Consider the following 20,631-nt stretch of genomic DNA (forward strand, 5'->3'; position numbering starts at 1 on the left):
CGTTCAGGTCACATCACCGCGCCGACCTGCCACGGCACGAATTCGTTCTGGCCGTAGCCATGCTGCTCGCTCTTCGAGTGCGCGCCCGAGGCGGTCGCGAGCACCAGCTCGAAGATGCGCTGGCCCATCTCCTGGATCGACGCCGTGCCGTCCACGATCTCGCCGCAGTTGATGTCCATGTCTTCTTCCTGCCGCTGCCACAGCGCCGAGTTGGTCGCGAGCTTGAGCGAGGGCGAGGGCGCGCAGCCATACGCCGAGCCGCGTCCGGTGGTGAAGCAGATCAGGTTGGCGCCGCCGGCCACCTGCCCGGTGGCGCTGACCGGGTCGTAGCCAGGCGTGTCCATGTAGACGAAGCCGTGCGCGGTGACGGGCTCGGCATATTCGTACACCGCCTCGAGATTGCTGGTGCCGCCCTTGGCGACCGCGCCAAGCGACTTCTCGAGGATGGTGGTGAGCCCGCCCGCCTTGTTGCCCGGCGAGGGGTTGTTGTTCATCTCGCCCTCGTTGATGGCGGTGTAGTGCTCCCACCACTTGATGCGGTCCACCAGCTTCTGGCCGACTTCGCGCTTCACCGCGCGGCGCGTGAGCAGGTGCTCGGCGCCGTACACCTCGGGCGTTTCGCTCAGGATGGCGGTGCCGCCGTGCGCCACCAGCAGGTCGACCGCCGCGCCCAGCGCCGGGTTGGCGCTGATGCCCGAGTAGCCGTCCGAGCCGCCGCACTGCAGCCCGATGGTGATGTGCGCCGCGCTGCAGGGCTCGCGCTTCACCGCGTTGGCGCGCGGCAGCATCTCGTTGATGAGCGCCACGCCCTTCTCGACCGTCTTGCGCGTGCCGCCGGTGTCCTGGATGTTGAAGGTGCGGAAGTTCTCGCCCTCCGCCAGGTGCCCGGTCGCGAGCCAAGCGTTGATCTGGTTGGCCTCGCAGCCGAGCCCGACCACCAGCACGCCCGCGAAGTTGGGGTGCGTGGCGTAGCCCGTGAGCGTGCGCTCCAGGATCTGCATGCCCATGCCCTGCGTGTCCATGCCGCAGCCGGTGCCGTGCGTGAGCGCCACCACGCCGTCCACGTTCGGGAAGGCCGCCAGCGCCTGCGGATTGGTCTTGCGCGAGAAGTGGTCGGCGATGGCGCGCGCGGCCGTGGCCGAGCAGTTCACGCTGGTCAGCACGCCGATGTAGTTGCGCGTGGCCACGCGACCGTCGGCGCGCTTGATGCCCATGAAGGTGGCTTCGCGCTTCGCGGGGGCGGGCTTCACGTCGGCGCCGAAGGCGTAGTCGCGTTCGAAGTCGCCTTTGTCGGGGCCCATGTCGAGGTTCTGCGTGTGCACGTGCTCGCCGGCGGCGATGGTGCGGCTGGCGAAGCCGATGATCTGGTTGTAGCGGCGCACCGGCTCGCCCTGGGCGATGTCGCGCATCGCGATCTTGTGGCCCGGCGGGATCAGGCCGCGCACGGCCACGCCTTCGACGGCGGTGCCGCCGAGCAGCTGGGAGCGCGCGATGACGACGTCGTCGGCGGGGTGGAGTCGGATGTAGGGGGTCATCGTGGGGTTTCTTCTCGTATTCAGGAGGCCGGATTCAGGAGGCCCGATTCAGAAAGCCTTGGTGCGGCGCCAGCTCGCGCTGAACCGCTGGTGGAACTTGTCCATGTGCTCGTGCATGGCGCTGCGCGCGGCAGCCGGGTCGCGCGCGGCGATGGCGTCGAGGATCAGCTCGTGCTCGCCGATGGCCGCCTGCCACGACTCCATGGTCTCGAAGTAATCGATCATCCGGGCGAAGATCGGCCCGTGCCGCGACTCCCAGAAGCCCTGCACCGTCTCGGTCAGCACCACGTTGTCGCAGGCGTTGACGATGGCCAGGTGGAAGGCCCGGTCGCCCTCGTGGGGCACTTCGTTGCGCGCGGCCATGTCGCGCATCATGCGGATGGCGCGGCGCATGGCGTCCACGTCCTTGCGCTTGCCGTGCTGGGCCGCAGTGGCGGCGGTCTCGCCTTCCACCAGGCGGCGTGCGCGGATGATTTCCAGCGGCCCCCATTCGATGCCGGCCGCGCCATTGGCGGGCGGGGGCGTGCGCTGCGAGCGGTCGAGCACGTACACGCCCGAGCCGGTGCGCACCTCGACCCAGCCTTCCACCTCCAGCGCGATCAGCGCCTCGCGCACCGACGGCCGGCTCACGCCCAGCTGCCGGGCGAGGTCTCGCTCGGCGGGAATGCGCGCGCCCACCGCGAATTCGCCCTTGCCGATGAGCTCGCGCAACTGTTCGGCAATCTGGCGGTAGAGGCGCTGGGGTTCGAGGGTCTGGATCGGCACGGAGCGGAGGAGAGGGTGGGGAAAGAGAGACGAAAAAGGGGTTAAGGGTTGTCCTGAATTGGCCAAGTGGTAAGGCCAATTCAGAATACGCCATATCGCCCGCACCATCATCGGGCCTAACCCGAGGACACGGCCCCAGGACATGGCCCGAGGAGACGCCCCATGAGATCGAACGGAAAGACCGCACGGGTCGCCGCCGCCGGGCAGGGCATCGCTGCATGAACCAGCTCGACTTCAACGGCCGCCACGCGGTCGTCACCGGTGGTGCCACGGGGCTGGGCTTCGGCATCGCGCAGCGGCTCATCGCCTCTGGCGGCAGCGTCACGTTGTGGGACCGCGACGAGGAGGCCGCCGCGAAGGCCGCCGAATCGCTGGGCCCCAGGGCCTTCGCGCTGAAGGTCGACGTGTCGCAGCAGCCTTCGGTCGCCGGGGCAGTGGCGGCCACGCTGGCGCACGCGCCGCGCATCGACGCGCTGGTCAACAGCGCCGGCATCACCGGCCCCAACACGAAGCTGTGGGATTACCCCGTGGACGCCTGGCGCCAGGTGATGGAGGTCAACATCAACGGCGTGTTCCTGTGCTGCCGCGAGGTGGTGGCGCAGATGCGCACGCAGGGCGACGGCGGCGGCTATGGCCGCATCGTCAACATCGCCTCGGTGGCCGGCAAGGACGGCAACCCCAACGCCAGCGCCTACAGCGCGAGCAAGGCGGCCGTCATCGGCCTGACCAAGTCGCTCGGCAAGGAGCTGGCCGATACCGGCATCCGCGTGAACTGCGTGACGCCCGCGGCGGTGAAGACGGCCATCTTCGAGCAGATGACGCCCGAGCACATCGCCTTCATGCTCTCGAAGATTCCCATGGGCCGCTTCGGCACGGTGGAAGAGGTGGCCGCGATGGTCGGCTGGCTCTGCACCGAAGACTGTTCGTTCTCCACCGGCGCGGTCTTCGACCTCTCCGGCGGGCGCTCCACGTATTGATCAATTTCAATGCACTGAAAACTGAAAGGAAAGCATGAAACTCGTCCGCTACGGCAACCCCGGCAAGGAAAAACCCGGCCTCATCGACGACAACGGCCAGCTGCGCGACCTGAGCGCCGTCGTCAAGGACATCGGCCCCGAGCAGCTCGGCGATGCCGCCCTCGCCAAGCTGCGCAAGCAGAAGATCGACAAGCTGCCGCTGGTCAAGGGCAAGCCGCGCTTCGGCAGCCCGGTGGCGAACGTGGGCAAGTTCATCGCCATCGGCCTGAACTACGCGGACCACGCGGCCGAATCCGGCCTGCCGGTGCCCAAGGAGCCCGTGGTGTTCACCAAGGCCAACAGCTGCATCCAGGGCCCGAACGACCCGGTGATGCTGCCCAAGGGCTCGGTCAAGACCGACTGGGAAGTCGAGCTCGGCGTGGTCATCGGCACTCGCGCGCGCTACGTGCCGCAGAAGAGCGCGCTCGACTACGTGGCCGGCTACTGCACCATCAACGACATCAGCGAGCGCGAATACCAGATCGAGCGCGGCGGCACCTGGGACAAGGGCAAGGGCTGCGACACCTTCGGCCCCATTGGCCCCTGGCTGGTGACGCGCGACGAAGTGCCCAACCCGCAGAAGCTCGCGATGTGGCTCGACCTGAACGGCCAGCGCGTGCAGACCGGCAGCACCAAGACCATGATCTTCACCGTGGCCAAGATCGTGAGCTACGTGAGCCAGTTCATGACGCTGATGCCGGGCGACGTCATCACCACCGGCACGCCCCCGGGCGTGGGCATGGGCATGAAGCCGCCGCTCTTCCTGAAGAAGGGCGACGTGATGACGCTGGGCATCGAAGGCCTGGGCGACCAGCGCCAGGAAGTGATTCCCTTCAAGCTCTGAGCCCGGCCGGCTCATGGCCATGGCGCGGCGCACCCACGCGTGTGCGCCGCGTCCCTCCCGAAGAATTTCAAGAACAACGGTGGTGGAGACAGACGATGAGACGGTTGGTGATGAAGGCGCTCGTGCTGGGCGCAGGGTTGATCGCGGGCGCGACGAGCATCCAGGCCGCGCCGGTCACGCTCAAGTGGGCGCATGGCTACGAGACCAGCGAGCCGTTCCACACGCAGGCCGAGGCCATGGCGCAGAAGATCAAGGCGGCCACCGCGGGGCGCGTCGAGATCCAGATCTTTCCGGCCAGCGCGCTCGGCGGTGAGGCCGACTACAGCAAGAAACTCGCCTCCGGCGAGATCGACATGGCCTACATCGGCCTCAACGTGCTCTCGCGCGACTACGCGCCGCTGGGTGTGGTGGGCTTTCCCTTCCTGTTCACCGACCCCGACCACGTGCGCCGCTTTCTCGTGAGCCCGGTGTTCGACGAGCTGCGCAAGGGCTACGAGACGCAGAGCCGCAACCACCTGATGGCCGCCATCTACTACGGCGCACGGCACGTCACCTCGAACAAGCCGGTCAACGCGCCGAAGGACATGCAGGGCCTGAAGCTGCGCGTGCCGGACGCACCCACCTACAAGCTCTTCGCGAAGAGCATGGGCGCCACCGCCACGCCGATGCCCTTCGCCAAGGTGTACGACGCGCTCAAGAGCGGCGAGATCGACGCGCAGGAGAACCCGCTGCCGACCATCCTCGCGAAGAAGTTCTACGAGGTGCAGAAGAGCGTCACGCTCACGGGCCACATGTACGACATGCTCGGCATCGTGATCTCGCCCGGCGCGCTGCAGCGCATGAGCGAGAGCGATCGCACCATCGTGAATGACGTCATCCGCAAGGACGCCGTGTGGGCCAGCGTGCAGATCATCGCGCGCGAACTCGTGGCCGAAGGCAAGCTGGGCGAGACCGGCATCAAGGTGATCCGGCCCGACCGGTCGGGCTTCGTCGAGGCGGCGCTGAAGACCGTGTCGCCGGCGGAGCTGCAGGCGCGGCCCGGCGACTACGAGAAGATCCGCGACCTGGTGAAACCCGGGACGCATTGAGGCTCTCCGCCGCCTGTCTGCGATCATCCGTCGCATGCAGGTGCCCCCGGTCCATCGCTGCCAGGTCTTCGGCTCCCCGTGGGAGGGCGTCTACGGCACGTCCATCGACAGCGCGCTGCACTACGGCCGGCACTGGCACGCGACCTACGGGCTGGGCCTGCTCGAGCAGGGCGCCCAGAGCTCGGCCAGCGGGCGCGGCAAGGTCGATGCGTATGCGGGCGACCTGATCACCACCAATCCCGGCGAGGTGCATGACGGGCAGCCGCTGGGCGGGCCCTCGAGGCGCTGGCGCATGGTGTATCTCGATCCGGGCGTGATGGAGGGCATCAGGGGCGACGCTGGTCCGGAAGTCGAGTTCACGCGGCCTGTGCTCAAGGACGCCCGGCTGCGCCACACGCTGCAGCGGCTGTTCGTGCGACTCGACGCATGGCACGCCGACAAGGAGGGCAGTGCGGAAGAACTGGCCTGCGAGGAGTCTCTGGTCGAGGTCTGCGGCCTGCTGCTCGAAGCGCATTCCACGAGGCCGCCACCGCCTTCATCCACGGCCGGCGGCGACATGCGACGCTTGCGCGAGCGGCTGGCCGACGACCTGCACGAGCCGCCGAAGCTTTCGGATCTTGCCGCGATGGCTGGCCTCAGCCGCTACCAGGTGCTGCGCCGTTTCGAGAAAGCCTACGGCGTGCCGCCTCACGCATGGCTGCTGCTGCAGCGCGCCGAGCGCGCACGAGGCCTGATTCGCCGCGGCACGGGCCTCGCCGACGCCGCAGCCGCCAGCGGCTTTGCCGACCAGAGCCACATGACGCGCATCTTCGCGCGTCACTTCGGCTTCACGCCCGGCGCGTGGCAGCGGGCCTGCCGTTAGGCCGCGGTCAGCGCAGCACGCGGATCAGCTCGTCGTACACCAGCCGCACGCGCGCCGGCACCGGTGCGCGCTGCGAGCGATACACGTAGATCGGCCACGGCTCGGGCGCCTCGGCTTCCAGCACCGGAACCAGTGCGCCGGTCTTGATCTGCGGCTCGGCCAGCGAGCCGATCAGTTGCGCGAAGCCCAGGCCCGCGAGCACGGCGGCGCATTCGGAGTCGAAGTCGTCGGTGACGAAGGCCGGCGAGGTGATCGCGAGCTGCCTGTCCTTGCGGAACATCATCGGCCAGGGCCGGCCCGACTTGCGGTCGATCAGCGCGGTGAGCGGCATCGAGGCGAGCGCGTCGATCTTCTTCGGCACTCCGGTACGCGCGATCAGCGAAGGTGCCGCCACCACGTGCAGCGCCATCCGGCCGACCGGCCGCGCGACGAAGCGAGCATCGCGCAGCGGCCCGACGCGCACGCCGATGTCGATCTGCTCGCCGACCACGTCGGCATGCGATTCGGAAATGCGCAGGTCGAGCACCAGCCCCGGGTGCGCCGCGAGCATCGGCGCCAGCGCCCGTGGAATGAACTGGCGTCCGAAGATGCCCGGCGCCGTGACACGCACAGTGCCCTGGTGCTGCGAGAGCGCGCGGCGGTCGGTGCGATGGAAGAGCTCGTCGACGCCGTTCAGCGCGGTGCGGGCCCGCTCCAGCAGCTGCTGGCCGAAGTCCGTGAGCTGCACGCCGCGCGTGCTGCGATGGAAGAGGGGCTCGCCCAGCTCGTCTTCCAGCTCGCGCACCGCGCGTGTCACCACCTGCGGCGACACCGACAGCCGCGCGGCCGCCTCGCGGAAGTTGGCGGCATCGGCGGCGGCGCAGAACACGCGCAGGGCTTCGAGGCGGTTGGACATGGTGTGGAGAGTTCCTCTTTCAGGAATTCTGAAGTCGCGAGAGTTTCATTTACGGGAACGTGCGGATTTTCCACACTGCATGCACTTCTTCAACACCTCGTTCAAGCCAACCGAAAGGAATTTCCCATGACATCCGTTCAAGACAACATCAAGGGCAAGGTCGCCATCGTCACCGGCGCGAGCAGCGGGCTCGGCGAATCGACGGCGCGCCACCTGGCCGCGCGCGGCGCCAAGGTGGTGCTGGCGGCGCGCCGCACCGACCGGCTCGACAAGGTCGTCGCAGAGATCCGCGAAGCCGGCGGCGAGGCCATCGCCGTGGCCACCGACGTGTCGAAGCGCGCCGACCTCGACAGCCTTGCCGCCGCCACCGTCGAGGCCTTCGGCCGCATCGACGTGCTGGTCAACAACGCCGGCGTGATGCCGCTGTCGCCCCTCGAGAAGCTCCGGGTCGACGAGTGGGATCGCACCATCGACGTCAACATCAAGGGCGTGCTCTACGGCATCGCCGCGGTGCTGCCGCGCATGCAGGCGCAGGGCAGCGGGCACATCGTCAATGTCGCGTCCATTGCCGGGCTGAAGGTGTTCACGCCGATCGGCACCGTCTACAGCGCGACCAAGCACGCGGTGCGCGCCATCTCCGAAGGCCTGCGCGTGGAAGTGGGCAACAGCGGTGTGCGCGTGACCATCGTCTCGCCCGGCGCGGTCGAGTCGGAACTCAAGTTCGGCAGCTCCGACGCCGAGAGCGCAGCCGGCGTGAAGGCGTTCTACGAGGCCAACCAGATCCCGGCCGACTCGGTGGCGCGCGCCGTTGTCTACGCGGTGGAGCAGCCGGCCGACGTGGACATCAATGAAGTGGTGCTGCGCCCCGTGTCGCAGGAGTTCTGAACTCCGGGGCCGTACGGCCCTGAAAGGAAGAGAGAAAGAGATGCGGGACGGACCCGATTGCGGTCCGTCCCGCCTCCATTAACCTTCAATAACTGAAGGTTAATTCGCGGGCCGGAGTGCAAAGCCCTGCAAAATAGAACGACCGTTCGTTTTTGCATGGAAATTCCACGATGACCGCAGCAGCCGTTCCCGCCAAGCCCGCGCGCGCCGCCCAGAAGGGCCAGCAGACCAAGGCCGTCATCGTCGACGCCGCGCTGGCACTGGCCGCGCAGATCGGCCTCGAGGGGCTGTCGATCGGCGCCGTGGCCGAAATCACCAAGATGAGCAAGTCGGGCGTCTTCGCCCACTTCGGCTCGCGCGAGGAACTGCAGATCTCGGTGGTGCGCGAATACCACGCACGCTTCGAGCAGGAAGTGTTCTTCCCCGCACTGAAGGCGCCGCGCGGCCTGCCGCGGCTGCGCGCCATGTTCGCCAACTGGATGAAGCGCACCTCGACCGAAATCGACTCGGGCTGCATCTACATCAGCGGCGCCTCCGAATTCGACGACCGCCCGGGCCCGGTGCGCGACGCGCTGGTCGAGTCGGTCAGCATCTGGCAGGCCGCCGTGCTGCGCGCCATCGTGCAGTCGCAGAGCGAAGGCCACCTGCGCGCCGACGCCGACGAACGCCAGGTGGCGTTCGAGATCCACGGCCTGATCCTCGCGCTGCACTACGAGGCGCGCTTCCTGCAGGTGCCCGGCTCCATCGGCCGCGCCAACGTCGGCTTCGACAATATCCTCGCGCGCGCCGCCACGCCCGACGCGCCCAAGCCTGAAGCGGCCGCCGCGCCGGCGGGCCGTCGCCTCAAGACCGTGCGCTGAAGAAGCGCGCGGCTCGTCCCCTTTTCGTTTTCCCTTTTCTTTTTCTATCTAGCTTCGACCAGGAGAGTTCCGGATGCCTACCTACAACCCCCCCGTACGCGACATGCAGTTCGTGCTGCACGAAGTGCTCAACGTCGCCGAGGAGCTCAAGGCGCTTCCGGCCCATGCCGAGACCGACGCCGACACCATCAACGCGGTGATCGAAGAGGCCGGCAAGTTCGCCGCCGAAGTGACCTTCCCGCTGAACATCAGCGGCGACGAGGAAGGCTGCACGCTCGACAAGAACACGCATGAAGTGAAGACCCCCAAGGGCTTCAAGGACGCCTACGCCAAGTACGTCGAAGGCGGCTGGCCCGCGCTGTCGTGCGACCCGGCCTTCGGCGGACAGGGCCTGCCCTTCGTGGTCAACCAGTGCCTGTTCGAGATGCTCAACAGCGCCAACCAGGCCTGGACCATGTACCCCGGCCTCTCGCACGGCGCGTACGAAGCGCTCGCCGCGCACGGCACCGACGAGCAGAAGAAGACCTACCTGCCCAAGCTCACCAGCGGCGAGTGGACCGGCACCATGTGCCTGACCGAGCCGCACTGCGGCACCGACCTCGGCCTGCTGCGCACCAAGGCAGAGCCGCAGCCCGACGGCACCTACCGCATCACCGGCAACAAGATCTTCATCTCGGCCGGCGAGCACGACATGACCAGCAACATCATCCACCTGGTGCTGGCACGCCTTCCCGACGCGCCCAAGGGCAGCAAGGGCATCAGCCTGTTCGTGGTGCCGAAGTTCAAGGTGAAGGCCGACGGCTCGCTGGGCGAGCGCAACCCGATCTTCTGCGCCGGCCTGGAGCACAAGATGGGCATCCACGGCAACGCCACCGCGCAGATCGTGATCGAAGGCGCCATCGGCACCATGGTGGGCGAGCCCAACAAGGGCCTGGCCGCGATGTTCGTGATGATGAACGCCGCCCGCCTGGGCGTGGGCAACCAGTCGCTGGGCCTGACCGAAGTGGCCTACCAGAACGCGCTGGCCTACGCCAAGGACCGCATCCAGATGCGCTCGCTCTCGGGCGTGAAGGCCAAGGACAAGGAAGCCGACCCCATCATCGTGCACCCCGACGTGCGCAAGATGCTGCTCACGGCCAAGGCGTACGCCGAAGGCGGCCGCGCGCTGCAGATCTTCTGCACGCTGCTGCTCGACAAGGAACACAACCACCCCGACGAGAAGGTGCGCAAGGACTCCGGCGAGCTGGTCGCGCTGCTGACCCCCATCGTCAAGGCCTTCATCACCGACAACGGCCACATCTCCACCAACGCCTGCATGCAGGTGTTCGGCGGCCACGGCTTCATCAAGGAATGGGGCATGGAACAGTTCGTGCGCGACAACCGCATCAACATGATCTATGAAGGCACCAACACCATCCAGTCGCTGGACCTGCTGGGCCGCAAGGTGCTGGGCAACAACGGCGCGTCGCTGAAGAAGTTCGGCAAGCTCGTCGCGAAGCTGGTGGAAGAGGAAGGCGTGAACGAGAAGATGGCCGAGTTCATCAACCCGATCGCCGGCCTGGGCGACCAGCTCACCAAGTTCACGACCGAGATCGGCTTCAAGGGCTTCCAGAACCCCGACGAAGTGGGCGCCGCCGCCGTCGACTACCTGCGCGTGGCCGGTCACTTCGTGTTCGGCTACCTGTTCGCCCGCATGGCCCAGGTGGCACTGCGCGAGATCGCCGCGGGCAACACCGACCCGTTCTACGTCGCCAAGCTGCAGACCGCGCGCTTCTATTTCGCCAAGCTGTTCCCCGAGACCGCGACGCTGATGCGCACCGCGCGCGCCGGCAGCAAGGTGCTGATGGACACCGAAGCGGCTCTGGCCTGAAGCCGCGGGTCTTTCCTCAACCGACACTCAACCTGGAGCCGCTCATGAAAGCAACGCTTGCAGCCGTCCTGTTCACCGTCACCGCCGCCTCGGCCATGGCCCAGGGGGCCGGCATCACGCCGGTGGGCCTGTGGCGCAACGTCGACGACAAGACCGGCGAGGTCAAGGCCGAGATCCGTATCGCCGAGGCCAACGGCGCGCTGAACGGCCGCATCGAGAAGTCGTTGAAGAAGGACGCCAAGGCCGATGCGGTCTGCGACGAATGCAGCGACGACCGCAAGGGCAAGCCCATCACGGGCCTGGAGATCATCCGCGGCGGCAAGAAGGCCGAGGGCAAGGACGTCTGGGAAGGCGGAAAGATCCTCGACCCCGAGAACGGCAAGGAATACCGCGCGAGCTTCACGCCCGTCGATGGCGGCAAGAAGCTCGAAGTGCGCGGTTATCTCGGCCCCTTCTGGCGCACCCAAACCTGGAATCGTGTGCAGTAAGCGGCGCACGGCTTCCCACAACTCATACCAATCAACATGTCCCGATTTCAAGTGAAGAAGGTCGCCGTGCTCGGCGCCGGCGTGATGGGCGCGCAGATCGCGGCCCACCTCGTCAACGTGCGCGTGCCTGTGGTGCTGTTCGACCTGGCCGCCAAGGAAGGCCCGAAGAACGGCATCGTCACGCGCGCCATCGACAACCTCAAGAAGCTCAAGCCCGCGCCGCTCGGCGACGTGGCCGACGCGGGCCTGATCGAACAGGCCAACTACGAAGACGACCTGGCCAAGCTCGGCGAGTGCGACCTCGTCATCGAAGCCATTGCCGAGCGCATGGACTGGAAGCTCGATCTCTACAAGAAGATCGCGCCCCACGTCGCCAAGCACGCGATCCTGGCCTCGAACACCTCAGGCCTGTCGATCACCAAGCTCAGCGAAGCATTGCCCGAAGCGCTGAAGCCACGCTTCTGCGGCATCCACTTCTTCAACCCGCCGCGCTACATGTTCCTGGTGGAGCTGATCAACACGCCCACCACGCAGCCGCAGGTGCTCGACGACCTCGAGGCCTTCGTCACCAGCACGCTGGGCAAGGGCGTGGTGCGTGCGCACGACACGCCCAACTTCATCGCCAACCGCGTCGGCATCGCCGGCATGCTGGCCACGCTGAAGGAAGTCGAGAAGTTCGGCCTCACGCCCGACGTGGTGGACGACCTCACCGGCAAGAAGCTGGGTCGCGCGAGCTCGGGCACCTTCCGCACCGCCGACGTGGTGGGCCTCGACACGATGGCCCACGTCGTGAAGACGCTGCAGGACAACCTGAACGCCGAGACCGACCCGTTCTACGCCAACTTCGCTACGCCGCCGGTGCTCGCGAAGCTGCTGGAGCTGGGCAACCTGGGCCAGAAGACCAAGGCCGGCTTCTTCAAGAAGGCCGGCCGCGACATCCTGCGCTTCGACCTGAAGAGCGGCGAATACGTGCCCGCCGGCGCCAAGGCCGACGAGGTGTACGGCCGCATGCTCAAGAAGCCCGCGGGCGAGCGGCTGAAGCTGCTGCGCGAGAGCGAAGGACCGCAGGGCCAGTTCCTCTGGGCCATCCTGCGCGACGGTTTCCACTACGCCGCGGTGCACCTGGGCGACATCGCCGAGAGCGCGCGCGACATCGACTTCGCCATGCGCTGGGGCTTCGGCATGAAGCAGGGCCCCTTCGAGCTCTGGCAGGAAGCCGGCTGGGCGCAGGTTGCCAAGTGGGTGCAGGAAGACATCGACGCCGGCAAGGCGCTGAGCACCGCGCCGCTGCCCAAGTGGGTGTTCGAAGGCCCGGTGGCCGAGGCCGGCGGCGTGCACACGCCCGAAGGCTCGTGGAGTGCGTCGCAGAACAAGTTCGTGCCGCAGCGCCGCCTGCCGGTGCATGACCGCCAGCTGTTCCCCGAGAGCGTGCTCGGCGCGAACGCGGCCGACGCCAACACGGCCGGCACCACCATCAGCGACGAAGGCGACGTGCGCGTCTGGACGCTTGACGGTGAAGTGCTCATCGCCAGCATCCATTCGAAGATGCACGCCATCAGCCCCGACGTGGCCGAGGCGCTGGGCGCCGCGGTCGACCTGGCCGAAGCCGAGTACAAGGGCCTGGTGATCTGGTCGCCCGACGAGGTGTTCTCGGTCGGCGCCGACCTGCAGGCGATGCTGCCGGCCTTCGTGGTCGCCGGCATCGGCGCGGTCGAAGGCGCGGAAGAAGAGCTGCAGAACGTGATGCTCAAGATCCGTTATGCCAACGTGCCGGTGATCTCCGCCGTGCGCGGCATGGCGCTCGGCGGCGGCTGCGAGCTGGCCATCCACTCGGCCAAGCGCGTGGCCGCGATGGAAAGCTACATCGGCCTGGTCGAAGTGGGCGTGGGCCTGATCCCCGGCGCGGGCGGCCTGACCTACATCGCTCGCCGCGCGGCCGAGAACGCGTCGGCCTCGACGGGCACCGACCTGCTGCCCTTCCTCACCGAAGGCTTCACCGCCGCCGCGATGGCGAAGGTCGGCACCGGCGCACTCGATTCGAAGAAGCTGGGCTACCTGCTCGACAGCGACGTGATCGTGCCGAACAAGGACGAGCTGCTGTACGTGGCGCTGCAGCAAGCGAAGGCCATGGCCGACGCCGGCTACCGCCCACCGCTGCGCCGTACCTTCCGCGTCGCGGGCCGCAGCGGCGCCGCGACCATCAAGGGCCAGCTCGTGAACATGCGCGACGGCGGCTTCATCAGCGCGCACGACTTCCGCATCGCCAGCCTGATCGCCAACGTGGTCACCGGCGGCGACGTGGACGCGGGCTCGCTCGTGACCGAGGAATACCTGATGACGCTGGAACGCAAGGCGTTCTGCTCGCTCATCGTGCACCCCAAGACGCAGGAGCGGATCATGGGGATGCTGAGCACCGGCAAGCCTGTGCGCAACTAAGGACAGATTTCATGAGCAAGCAAGTACAAGACGCCTACATCGTCTCCGCCACCCGCACCCCCATCGGCAAGTCGCACAGGGGCTATTTCCGCAACTACCGTCCCGACGACCTGCTGGCCACCACGCTGCGCGCCGCGTTGGCTGCCGTGCCGAGCCTCGATCCGAAGGCCATCGAAGACATCATCTGCGGCTGCGCGATTCCCGAATCGCAGCAGGGCCTGAACGTTGCGCGCATCGGCGCGGTGCTGGCCGGCCTGCCGACCAGCGTCGGCGGCATCACCGTCAACCGCTTCTGCGCCTCGGGCCTGTCGGCCGTGCAGATGGCGGCCGACCGCATCCGCGTGGGCGAAGCCGACGTGATGATCGCGGCCGGTGTCGAGAGCATGAGCATGGTGCCGATGATGGGCAACTCGCCCTCGCTGTCGCCCTCGATCTTCGAGCGCGAAGGCGACGTGGGCATCGCCTACGGCATGGGCCTCACGGCCGAGAAGGTCGCGCAGCAGTGGAAGGTGAGCCGCCAGGCTCAGGACGAGTTCGCGCTCGCCTCGCACCAGAAGGCACTTGCCGCTCAGCAGGCCGGCAAGTTCGCCGACGAGATCACGCCCATCGAGGTGACCGACCGTACGCCGAACCTCGAGACCGGCGAGTCGATTGCCAAGACCCGCACCGTCAACCTCGACGAGGGCGCGCGCCCCGACACTAGCGTCGAGGGCCTGGCCAAGCTGCGCACCGTGTTCGCCGCGCGCGGCACCGTGACGGCCGGCAACAGCTCGCAGACCTCGGACGGCGCCGGCGCGCTGATCCTGGCGAGCGAGAAGGCCGTGAAGCAGTTCGGCCTCACGCCGCTCGCGCGCTTCGTGAGCTTCGCCAGCAAGGGCGTGCCGCCGCACATCATGGGCATCGGCCCGATCGAGGCCATTCCCGCCGCGCTGCGCTACGCCGGCCTGAAGCACGAGGACATCGACTGGTTCGAGCTCAACGAAGCCTTCGCGGCGCAGTCGCTGGCCGTCATCAACACGCTGGGCCTCGATCCGTCGAAGGTCAACCCGATGGGCGGCGCAATTGCGCTGGGCCATCCGCTGGGCGCCACCGGCGCCATCCGCTCGGCCACCGTGGTGCACGCGCTGCGCCGCGAGAACCTGAAGTACGGCATGGTCACGATGTGCGTGGGCATGGGCCAGGGCGCCGCAGGGATCTTCGAGCGCGTCTGATCGATAGCGCGCAAGGCACCGCGACGAGTGCCGGTTCAACGAAGGAGACAGCCTCATGCAGACGCAGCAGCAGCTTCCGGTCGACGGCGGCGCACAGCAACTGGCGGTGCGCCGCTACGAACCCGCCGGCACGCCGCGCGCGAGCGTAGTGATCGGCGGCGCGATGGGCGTGCGCCAGTCCTTCTACGAACCCTTCGCGCAGTGGCTCTCGCAGCAGGGCCTGCGCGTCTGGACCTTCGACTACCGGGGCTCGGGCGACTCGCGCGGCGACGTGCCGCTGCGCGAGGTCGATGCCGACCTGTTCGACTGGGCCCACGACTACGAGGCGGTGATCGACGCGGCCAGGGCCGCATCGCCCGACTCGCCGCTCTACCTGCTGGGCCACAGCCTCGGCGCGCAGCTGCCGGGCTTCCTGCAGCGGCCAGAGCAGGTCGACGGCCTCGTGAGCATCGCCGCGGGCAGCGGCTACTGGCGCGAGAACGCGCCGAAGCTCAAGCGCACCATCCTCTACTTCTGGTTCGTGCTGGTGCCGCTGGTCACGCGGCTGTTCGGCTACTTCCCCGGCCGCAAGCTGAAGAAGGTCGGCGACCTGCCGCGCGGCGTGATCCTGCAGTGGCGGCGCTGGTGCCTCAACCCGCGCTACAGCGTTGGCGCGGAAGGCGAGCTTGCTGCGCGCAGCTACAACCGCGTGCGCTTCCCGGTGCTCGCGCTGTCGATGACCGACGACGAGCTCATGACGCTCGCCGGCACGCGCAGCCTCGTGAGCCTCTACGGCGGCGCGCCGAGCGCGGTCGAGCGCATCGCGCCGGCCGACGTGCAGGCGCGGCGCATCGGCCACTTCGGCTTCTTCCGCGAGCAGTTCAGCCAGAGCCTCTGGCCGAGCACGGTCGACAAGCTGCACAGGCTCGCATCGCTTACTGCGGTGCAGCACGCCAACGTCCCGCACACGACTGCGTGACGCGGGCCACCGGAGGCACACTGCCTGCCATGATGACGAGCACGCACCCCTTCGACAAGGCCCTGAAGATCCACCACAGCGACATCCGCGTGGGGCACTTCACCGGCATGACCAGCCCCGACTACTGGAACATGGTCGGGCCCTTCGGCGGCACCACCGCGGCGCTCGCGCTGCAGGCCGTGATGCAGCACCCCGACGTGCTCGGCACGCCGATCGCACTCACGGTCAACTACGCGGCCGCGATCGAAGCCGGCGCGTTCGACATCCAGGCCACTGCCGTGCGCACCAACCGCTCCACGCAGCACTGGACGGTGCAGATCACGCAGGCCGGCGCCAGCGGCGCGCCCAGCATGACGACCACCGCCACGGTGGTGACTGCCGCGCGCCGCGAGACCTGGGGCGAGAGCGACATGCCGATGCCCGAGTCGCCGAGACCCGAGACGGTCGACCGCATGAGCATCGGCCCGTCGGGCGTGGCGTGGATCAACCAGTACGAGATGCGTCCCTTCAGCGGCGGCATTCCGTCGAAGTGGGATGGCAGCCAGCATCACAGCGAGACCCGCATCTGGCTGCGCGATGCGCAACCGAGGCCGCTGGACTTCGCCTCGCTGGCCGCGATGAGCGACATGTTCTATCCGCGCGTGTGGCTGCGCCGCGCGAAGCACGTGCCGGCGGGCACGGTGTCGATCACCACCTACTTCCACGTCGGACCGGAACAGCTGGCCGAGGTCGGCACGGGCTACCTGCTGGGCCGTGCCGCGGGCCAGCAGTTCTTCAACGGTTTCTTCGACCAGACGGCGCATCTGTGGAGCGAGAAGGGCGTGCTGCTGGCCACCTCGAACCAGATCGTCTACTACAAGGAATAACGATATGGCCGCACTGCAGAAAGCCGCGCTCATCGTCGGCGCTGGCGATGCCACCGGCGGTGCCATCGCCCGCCGCTTCGCGCGCGAAGGCTTCGCCACCTGTGTCACGCGGCGCAGCCTCGACAAACTGCAGCCGCTGGTCGCGCAGATCGAGGCCGACGGCGGCCGCGCCCATGCCTTCGCATGCGATGCGCGCAAGGAGGAGGAAGTGGTGGCGCTCGTCGAGCAGATCGAGTCGACCATCGGGCCCATCGAGGTGATGGTGTTCAACATCGGCGCCAACGTGCCCGAGAGCATCCTCAACGAGACCGCGCGCAAGTACTTCAAGGTGTGGGAGATGGCCTGCTTCTCGGGCTTCCTGAATGGCCGCGAGGTGGCGAAGCGCATGGTGGCGCGCGAGATTCCGCAAGGCGGCCATCGCGGCACGATCATCTTCACCGGTGCCACGGCCTCGCTGCGCGGCGCGGCGAACTTCGGCGCCTTCTCGGGCGCGAAGATGGCGCTGCGCGCGCTGGCCCAGTCGATGGCGCGCGAACTGGGACCGCAGGGCATTCACGTTGCGCACGTGGTGGTCGACGGCGCGATCGACACCGAGTTCATCCGCAGCAACTTTCCCGAGCGCTATGCGCTGAAGGAAAGCGACGGCATCCTGAACCCCGACCACATCGCGGACACCTACTGGATGCTGCACTCGCAGCCGCGCGACGCATGGACGCACGAGATCGATCTGCGCCCGTGGTCGGAGAAGTTCTGAAGAATCCAGGAAGGAGACAACGCCAATGACCAAGTCCGTCGACTTCTATTTCGACTTCGGCAGCCCCGCCGCCTACCTGGCCGCGACGCAGTTGCCCCACGTGTGCGCCGACACCGGCGCGCAGCTGGTGTGGAAGCCCATGCTGCTCGGCGGCGTGTTCCAGGCCACGGGCAACCACTCGCCGGCCGAGATCAAGCCCAAGGGCCCCTACATGACGACCGACCTCAAGCGCTTTGCCAGGCGCTACGGCGTGCCCTTCGTGCACAACCCGCACTTTCCGATCAACACGCTGCTGCTGATGCGTGGCGCCACAGGCATCCAGGCGAAGGAGCCGGCGCGCTTCGGCGCGTATGTCGATGCGATCTTTCACGCGATGTGGGTGGAGCCGAAGAACCTGAACGACCCGGCGACCGTCGGCGCCGTCCTGCAGAATGCCGGCTTCGACGCGAGCGTGCTGCTCGCGCTGGCCGGCGCGCAGGAAACCAAGGACCGTCTCAAGGCCGTCACGCAGGAAGCCGTGGAGCGCGGCGTGTTCGGCGCGCCCACCATGTTCGTCGGCGACGAAATGTTCTGGGGCCAGGACCGGCTCGATTTCGTACGCGAAGCACTCGACGCCGCCTGACCGCGGCACCACCCGTTCTCTTCAAGGATCTTTTATGAGCGACATCCTCGTCCACACCGAAGCAGGTGTGATGACCATCACCTTCAACCGCGTCGACAAGAAGAACTCGATCACCAGCGGCATGTACGCCGAGCTGGCCGACGCGCTGGCCAATGCGGAGAGCGATGCGGCGGTGCGCTGCGTGCTGATCCAGGGCGACCCGACGATCTTCAGCGCGGGCAACGACATCGGCGACTTCCTCAACGGCCCGCCCTCCACGCAGGAATCGCCGGTGTTCCGCTTCCTGCGCGGCATCGCGACCTTCCCCAAGCCGCTCGTCGCCGCCGTGTGCGGCCCGGCCGTGGGCATCGGCACCACCATGCTGTTCCACTGCGACCTCGTCTACGCGGGCGACAACGCCGCCTTCTCGATGCCCTTCGTGAACCTGGGCCTGTGCCCCGAGGCCGCCTCGAGCCTGCTGGTGCCGCAGATGCTGGGCTACCACCGCGCGGCCGAGGCGCTGCTGCTGGGCGAGCCCTTCATGGCCGAGGCCGCGCTCGAAGTGGGCCTGGTCAACCGCGTGGTGCCGCCGACCGAGGCGAACGCCATCGCCCAGACGCAGGCGCGCAAGCTGGCGGCCAAGCCGCTGAGCGCGCTGGTGGAAACCAAGCGCCTGCTGAAGAAGGGCCAGATGCCCGCCGTGCTGGAGCGCATGGGCGAGGAGGGCGCGAGCTTCGGGCGCATGCTGCGCGAACCGGCGGCGCGGGAGGCTTTCAGCGCGTTCATGGAAAAGCGCAAGCCGGATTTCAGCAAGTGCTGAAATCCAACGCCTCGTCAGAGGCGTAGCCACGCAAGTGGCGCGAGCAAGCTTTCGTCAAAAGCGGAAGCCCGACTTCTCCAAGGTCTGATGAGGGTCTGAGGCGTTTTCCCGGGGTTGCACGCTTACACTGTCCGGCGTGCAAGATTCGGGGACAAGAACGCGCGTAAAGCCCGTCCAACGGGTAGATGATGCTACTGAAAAAGTAGCATCCGGCGTCTCGCGCCGGCGTACTTTAGGTTTGCTGGCGGGCTCCCTGGCAGTGCCCTCGCTGGCCCTGGCGCGCGTGCGGCCGCTGCGCATCGGCGTCATCGGTTCGTGGTCCGGTCCCTACGCGGGCGGCGGCCGGCAGTTCGATGCCGGCATGGCCGTCTGGCTCGCCGCGCACAACCAGCACATCGCGGGCCGGCCGGTCGAACTGCTGCGGCGCGACGTGCCCGGCAGCGCGCCCGAGCAGGCACGCCGCCATGCGCAGGATCTCGTGGAGAGCGAGCGCGTGGAGCTGCTGGCAGGCCTCGATTTCAGCTCCAACGCCTATGCCGTGGGTAACGTCGCCACGCAGGCGAAGCTGCCGCTGGTGGTGATGAACGCGGCCTCCTCGGGCATCACCGCGCGCTGCCCGTTCGCGGTGCGGGTGTCCTTCACCATCGGCCAGGTCGCGCTGCCGCTGGCGCGATGGGCGCTGCAGCAAGGGCTGCGAAACGTCTGCACCGTGGTGGCCGACTACGCCTCGGGTGTCGATGCCGAGAGCGCCTTCGTCTCGGGCATCACCGCGGGCGGGGGGCAGGTCGGCGCGATGCTGCGGGTGCCGCTGTCGACGCTGGACTACTCGGCCTACATGCTGCGGCTGCGCGAGCTCAAGCCGCAGGCGGTCTTCTTCTTCCTGCCCTCGGGGCAGATGCCGGCCACCTTCCTCAAGTTCTGGCGCGACCGGGGCATGGCCGACACCGGCATCCGCCTGCTGGCCACGGGCGACGCCACCGACGACCATTACCTCGAAGGCATCGGCGAGCTGGCCGACGGCCTGGTCACCAGCCACCACTATTCCTTCGCCCACGACTCGGCGGCCAACCGGCGCTTCACGGGCATCTTCGAGAACGAGTACGGCAGCCACCTGCGGCCGGGCTACTTCGCGGTCGCGGCCCACGATGCGCTCGCGGCCGTCGACGCGGCAATGAGCTCTCCGGCGGCGCGCGGCAACGCCACGGGGGAACGGCTGGTGGATGCTTTCCGGGGCCTGAAGCTCGACAGCCCGCGCGGCCCGGTCGAGATCGACGCCCACACCCGAGACATCGTGCAGACCGTCTACATCCGCCGCGTGGAGCGGCGCGACGGGCGCTGGGTCAACCGCGAGTTCGAGCGCTTCGAGCGGGTGCGCGACCCGGGCGTCTGAGCAGGGCGGCCTGCTCCTGCTGCTCTTTATTCTTCTTCAGCCGGCTTCTCGATCGGGCGCGGACGGCCGTTGTCGTCGATGGCCACGTAGGTGAAGGTGGCCTGCGTCACCTTGATGTACTCGCCCTGCGCCCGGAAGCGCTCGGCGAACACCTCGACCGTCACCGTGACAGAGGTGCGCCCGACGCGCACCAGCTTCGAATAGAACGACAGGATGTCGCCCAGCCGCACCGGCTGCTTGAAGATGAATTCGTTGACCGCCACCGTGGCCTGCCGGCCCTTGGCATAGCGCGCCGGGATCACCGAGCCGGCCAGGTCGCACTGCGCCATGACCCAGCCGCCGAAGATGTCGCCGTTGACGTTGCAGTCCGCCGGCATCGGGATGACCTTGAGCACCAGCTCCATGTCGGTGGGCAGGCTCTTGAGGGTGGCTGCGGCCGTGGCGGCGGCACTGGAAGTATCTGACATGGGCACAATCTGGAACAAAC

General features: G+C 67.8%; 20 protein-coding genes. 16 read left to right on the forward strand and 4 right to left on the reverse strand.

What is annotated here, in order from left to right; all coding sequences use genetic code 11:
* Positions 1 to 8: 8 nt before the first annotated feature.
* Positions 9 to 1,535 (reverse strand): UxaA family hydrolase, encoded by a 1,527-nt coding sequence (locus EJP69_RS08465; protein ID WP_126469397.1) that lies wholly within the window; start codon positions 1,533 to 1,535, stop codon positions 9 to 11.
* A gap of 48 nt (positions 1,536 to 1,583) precedes the next feature.
* Positions 1,584 to 2,300, reverse strand: coding sequence for a FadR/GntR family transcriptional regulator (locus EJP69_RS08470; RefSeq protein WP_126469399.1), 717 nt, complete (start codon positions 2,298 to 2,300; stop codon positions 1,584 to 1,586).
* Positions 2,301 to 2,518: 218 nt separating this feature from the next.
* Here EJP69_RS08470 and EJP69_RS08475 point away from each other — a divergent pair, with 218 nt between their 5' ends.
* The 4 genes from EJP69_RS08475 (at position 2,519) to EJP69_RS08490 (ending at position 6,110) form a co-directional block, all read left to right on the forward strand.
* Positions 2,519 to 3,277, forward strand: a complete 759-nt coding sequence (locus EJP69_RS08475) for an SDR family NAD(P)-dependent oxidoreductase (RefSeq protein WP_126469405.1) — start codon at positions 2,519 to 2,521, stop codon at positions 3,275 to 3,277.
* 34 nt (positions 3,278 to 3,311) lie between these two features.
* Positions 3,312 to 4,160, forward strand: a complete 849-nt coding sequence (locus tag EJP69_RS08480) for a fumarylacetoacetate hydrolase family protein (RefSeq protein ID WP_093207332.1) — start codon at positions 3,312 to 3,314, stop codon at positions 4,158 to 4,160.
* 95 nt (positions 4,161 to 4,255) lie between these two features.
* Positions 4,256 to 5,248 (forward strand): sialic acid TRAP transporter substrate-binding protein SiaP, encoded by a 993-nt coding sequence (locus EJP69_RS08485; RefSeq protein WP_126469407.1) that lies wholly within the window; start codon positions 4,256 to 4,258, stop codon positions 5,246 to 5,248.
* Positions 5,249 to 5,282: 34 nt separating this feature from the next.
* The gene (locus EJP69_RS08490; protein ID WP_126469409.1) at positions 5,283 to 6,110 is read left to right on the forward strand and encodes an AraC family transcriptional regulator; all 828 of its coding nucleotides are present in this window, start codon (positions 5,283 to 5,285) and stop codon (positions 6,108 to 6,110) included.
* 7 nt (positions 6,111 to 6,117) lie between these two features.
* On the opposite strand, the gene EJP69_RS08495 is transcribed toward EJP69_RS08490, so the two are convergent.
* Positions 6,118 to 7,005, reverse strand: a complete 888-nt coding sequence (locus tag EJP69_RS08495; protein WP_126469411.1) for a LysR family transcriptional regulator — start codon at positions 7,003 to 7,005, stop codon at positions 6,118 to 6,120.
* A gap of 126 nt (positions 7,006 to 7,131) precedes the next feature.
* Here EJP69_RS08495 and EJP69_RS08500 point away from each other — a divergent pair, with 126 nt between their 5' ends.
* From EJP69_RS08500 to EJP69_RS08555, 12 genes are all read left to right on the forward strand, one after another.
* The gene (locus EJP69_RS08500) at positions 7,132 to 7,890 is read left to right on the forward strand and encodes an SDR family oxidoreductase (RefSeq protein WP_126469413.1); all 759 of its coding nucleotides are present in this window, start codon (positions 7,132 to 7,134) and stop codon (positions 7,888 to 7,890) included.
* 170 nt (positions 7,891 to 8,060) lie between these two features.
* On the forward strand, positions 8,061 to 8,750 hold the full coding sequence (locus tag EJP69_RS08505) for a TetR/AcrR family transcriptional regulator (RefSeq protein ID WP_093207346.1): 690 nt from the start codon (positions 8,061 to 8,063) through the stop codon (positions 8,748 to 8,750).
* 73 nt (positions 8,751 to 8,823) lie between these two features.
* Positions 8,824 to 10,620 (forward strand): acyl-CoA dehydrogenase C-terminal domain-containing protein, encoded by a 1,797-nt coding sequence (locus EJP69_RS08510; RefSeq protein WP_126469415.1) that lies wholly within the window; start codon positions 8,824 to 8,826, stop codon positions 10,618 to 10,620.
* A 44-nt stretch (positions 10,621 to 10,664) separates the two neighbouring features.
* Positions 10,665 to 11,108 (forward strand): DUF2147 domain-containing protein, encoded by a 444-nt coding sequence (locus EJP69_RS08515; RefSeq protein WP_126469416.1) that lies wholly within the window; start codon positions 10,665 to 10,667, stop codon positions 11,106 to 11,108.
* Positions 11,109 to 11,144: 36 nt separating this feature from the next.
* On the forward strand, positions 11,145 to 13,544 hold the full coding sequence (locus EJP69_RS08520) for a 3-hydroxyacyl-CoA dehydrogenase/enoyl-CoA hydratase family protein (protein WP_126469418.1): 2,400 nt from the start codon (positions 11,145 to 11,147) through the stop codon (positions 13,542 to 13,544).
* Between the two features lie 11 nt (positions 13,545 to 13,555).
* The gene (locus tag EJP69_RS08525) at positions 13,556 to 14,755 is read left to right on the forward strand and encodes an acetyl-CoA C-acyltransferase (RefSeq protein ID WP_126469420.1); all 1,200 of its coding nucleotides are present in this window, start codon (positions 13,556 to 13,558) and stop codon (positions 14,753 to 14,755) included.
* Positions 14,756 to 14,810: 55 nt separating this feature from the next.
* Positions 14,811 to 15,713, forward strand: a complete 903-nt coding sequence (locus EJP69_RS08530) for an alpha/beta hydrolase family protein (protein WP_126469422.1) — start codon at positions 14,811 to 14,813, stop codon at positions 15,711 to 15,713.
* 29 nt (positions 15,714 to 15,742) lie between these two features.
* Positions 15,743 to 16,579: an acyl-CoA thioesterase gene (locus EJP69_RS08535; RefSeq protein ID WP_206169303.1), complete on the forward strand. Its 837-nt coding sequence runs from the start codon at positions 15,743 to 15,745 to the stop codon at positions 16,577 to 16,579.
* A gap of 4 nt (positions 16,580 to 16,583) precedes the next feature.
* Complete coding sequence (locus tag EJP69_RS08540) at positions 16,584 to 17,333, forward strand: SDR family oxidoreductase (protein WP_093207366.1); 750 nt, start codon at positions 16,584 to 16,586, stop codon at positions 17,331 to 17,333.
* 25 nt (positions 17,334 to 17,358) lie between these two features.
* Entirely contained in the window at positions 17,359 to 17,955 is a 597-nt protein-coding gene (locus EJP69_RS08545; protein WP_126469424.1) for a 2-hydroxychromene-2-carboxylate isomerase, read from the forward strand.
* Between the two features lie 34 nt (positions 17,956 to 17,989).
* A complete protein-coding gene (locus tag EJP69_RS08550) occupies positions 17,990 to 18,754 on the forward strand; it encodes an enoyl-CoA hydratase (protein WP_126469426.1) in 765 nt (254 codons plus the stop codon).
* Positions 18,755 to 19,037: 283 nt separating this feature from the next.
* A complete protein-coding gene (locus tag EJP69_RS08555; RefSeq protein ID WP_126471022.1) occupies positions 19,038 to 20,144 on the forward strand; it encodes an ABC transporter substrate-binding protein in 1,107 nt (368 codons plus the stop codon).
* A 26-nt stretch (positions 20,145 to 20,170) separates the two neighbouring features.
* Here EJP69_RS08555 and EJP69_RS08560 read toward each other — a convergent pair whose 3' ends face one another.
* Positions 20,171 to 20,611: an acyl-CoA thioesterase gene (locus EJP69_RS08560; protein ID WP_093299919.1), complete on the reverse strand. Its 441-nt coding sequence runs from the start codon at positions 20,609 to 20,611 to the stop codon at positions 20,171 to 20,173.
* Positions 20,612 to 20,631 lie beyond the last annotated feature (20 nt).

Origin of the sequence: Variovorax gossypii, from assembly GCF_003965815.1 — a bacterium.
GTDB lineage: Bacteria > Pseudomonadota > Gammaproteobacteria > Burkholderiales > Burkholderiaceae_C > Variovorax > Variovorax gossypii.

Bases quoted from the DNA above. Each gene is read 5' to 3' on its own strand.
- EJP69_RS08465 (WP_126469397.1), bottom strand. From the start codon at position 1,535: ATGACCCCCTACATCCGACTCCACCCCGCCGACGACGTCGTCATCGCG.
- EJP69_RS08475 (WP_126469405.1), top strand. From the start codon at position 2,519: ATGAACCAGCTCGACTTCAACGGCCGCCACGCGGTCGTCACCGGTGGT.
- EJP69_RS08480 (WP_093207332.1), top strand. From the start codon at position 3,312: ATGAAACTCGTCCGCTACGGCAACCCCGGCAAGGAAAAACCCGGCCTC.
- EJP69_RS08485 (WP_126469407.1), top strand. From the start codon at position 4,256: ATGAGACGGTTGGTGATGAAGGCGCTCGTGCTGGGCGCAGGGTTGATC.
- EJP69_RS08490 (WP_126469409.1), top strand. From the start codon at position 5,283: ATGCAGGTGCCCCCGGTCCATCGCTGCCAGGTCTTCGGCTCCCCGTGG.
- EJP69_RS08495 (WP_126469411.1), bottom strand. From the start codon at position 7,005: ATGTCCAACCGCCTCGAAGCCCTGCGCGTGTTCTGCGCCGCCGCCGAT.
- EJP69_RS08500 (WP_126469413.1), top strand. From the start codon at position 7,132: ATGACATCCGTTCAAGACAACATCAAGGGCAAGGTCGCCATCGTCACC.
- EJP69_RS08505 (WP_093207346.1), top strand. From the start codon at position 8,061: ATGACCGCAGCAGCCGTTCCCGCCAAGCCCGCGCGCGCCGCCCAGAAG.
- EJP69_RS08510 (WP_126469415.1), top strand. From the start codon at position 8,824: ATGCCTACCTACAACCCCCCCGTACGCGACATGCAGTTCGTGCTGCAC.
- EJP69_RS08515 (WP_126469416.1), top strand. From the start codon at position 10,665: ATGAAAGCAACGCTTGCAGCCGTCCTGTTCACCGTCACCGCCGCCTCG.
- EJP69_RS08520 (WP_126469418.1), top strand. From the start codon at position 11,145: ATGTCCCGATTTCAAGTGAAGAAGGTCGCCGTGCTCGGCGCCGGCGTG.
- EJP69_RS08525 (WP_126469420.1), top strand. From the start codon at position 13,556: ATGAGCAAGCAAGTACAAGACGCCTACATCGTCTCCGCCACCCGCACC.
- EJP69_RS08530 (WP_126469422.1), top strand. From the start codon at position 14,811: ATGCAGACGCAGCAGCAGCTTCCGGTCGACGGCGGCGCACAGCAACTG.
- EJP69_RS08535 (WP_206169303.1), top strand. From the start codon at position 15,743: ATGATGACGAGCACGCACCCCTTCGACAAGGCCCTGAAGATCCACCAC.
- EJP69_RS08540 (WP_093207366.1), top strand. From the start codon at position 16,584: ATGGCCGCACTGCAGAAAGCCGCGCTCATCGTCGGCGCTGGCGATGCC.
- EJP69_RS08545 (WP_126469424.1), top strand. From the start codon at position 17,359: ATGACCAAGTCCGTCGACTTCTATTTCGACTTCGGCAGCCCCGCCGCC.
- EJP69_RS08550 (WP_126469426.1), top strand. From the start codon at position 17,990: ATGAGCGACATCCTCGTCCACACCGAAGCAGGTGTGATGACCATCACC.
- EJP69_RS08560 (WP_093299919.1), bottom strand. From the start codon at position 20,611: ATGTCAGATACTTCCAGTGCCGCCGCCACGGCCGCAGCCACCCTCAAG.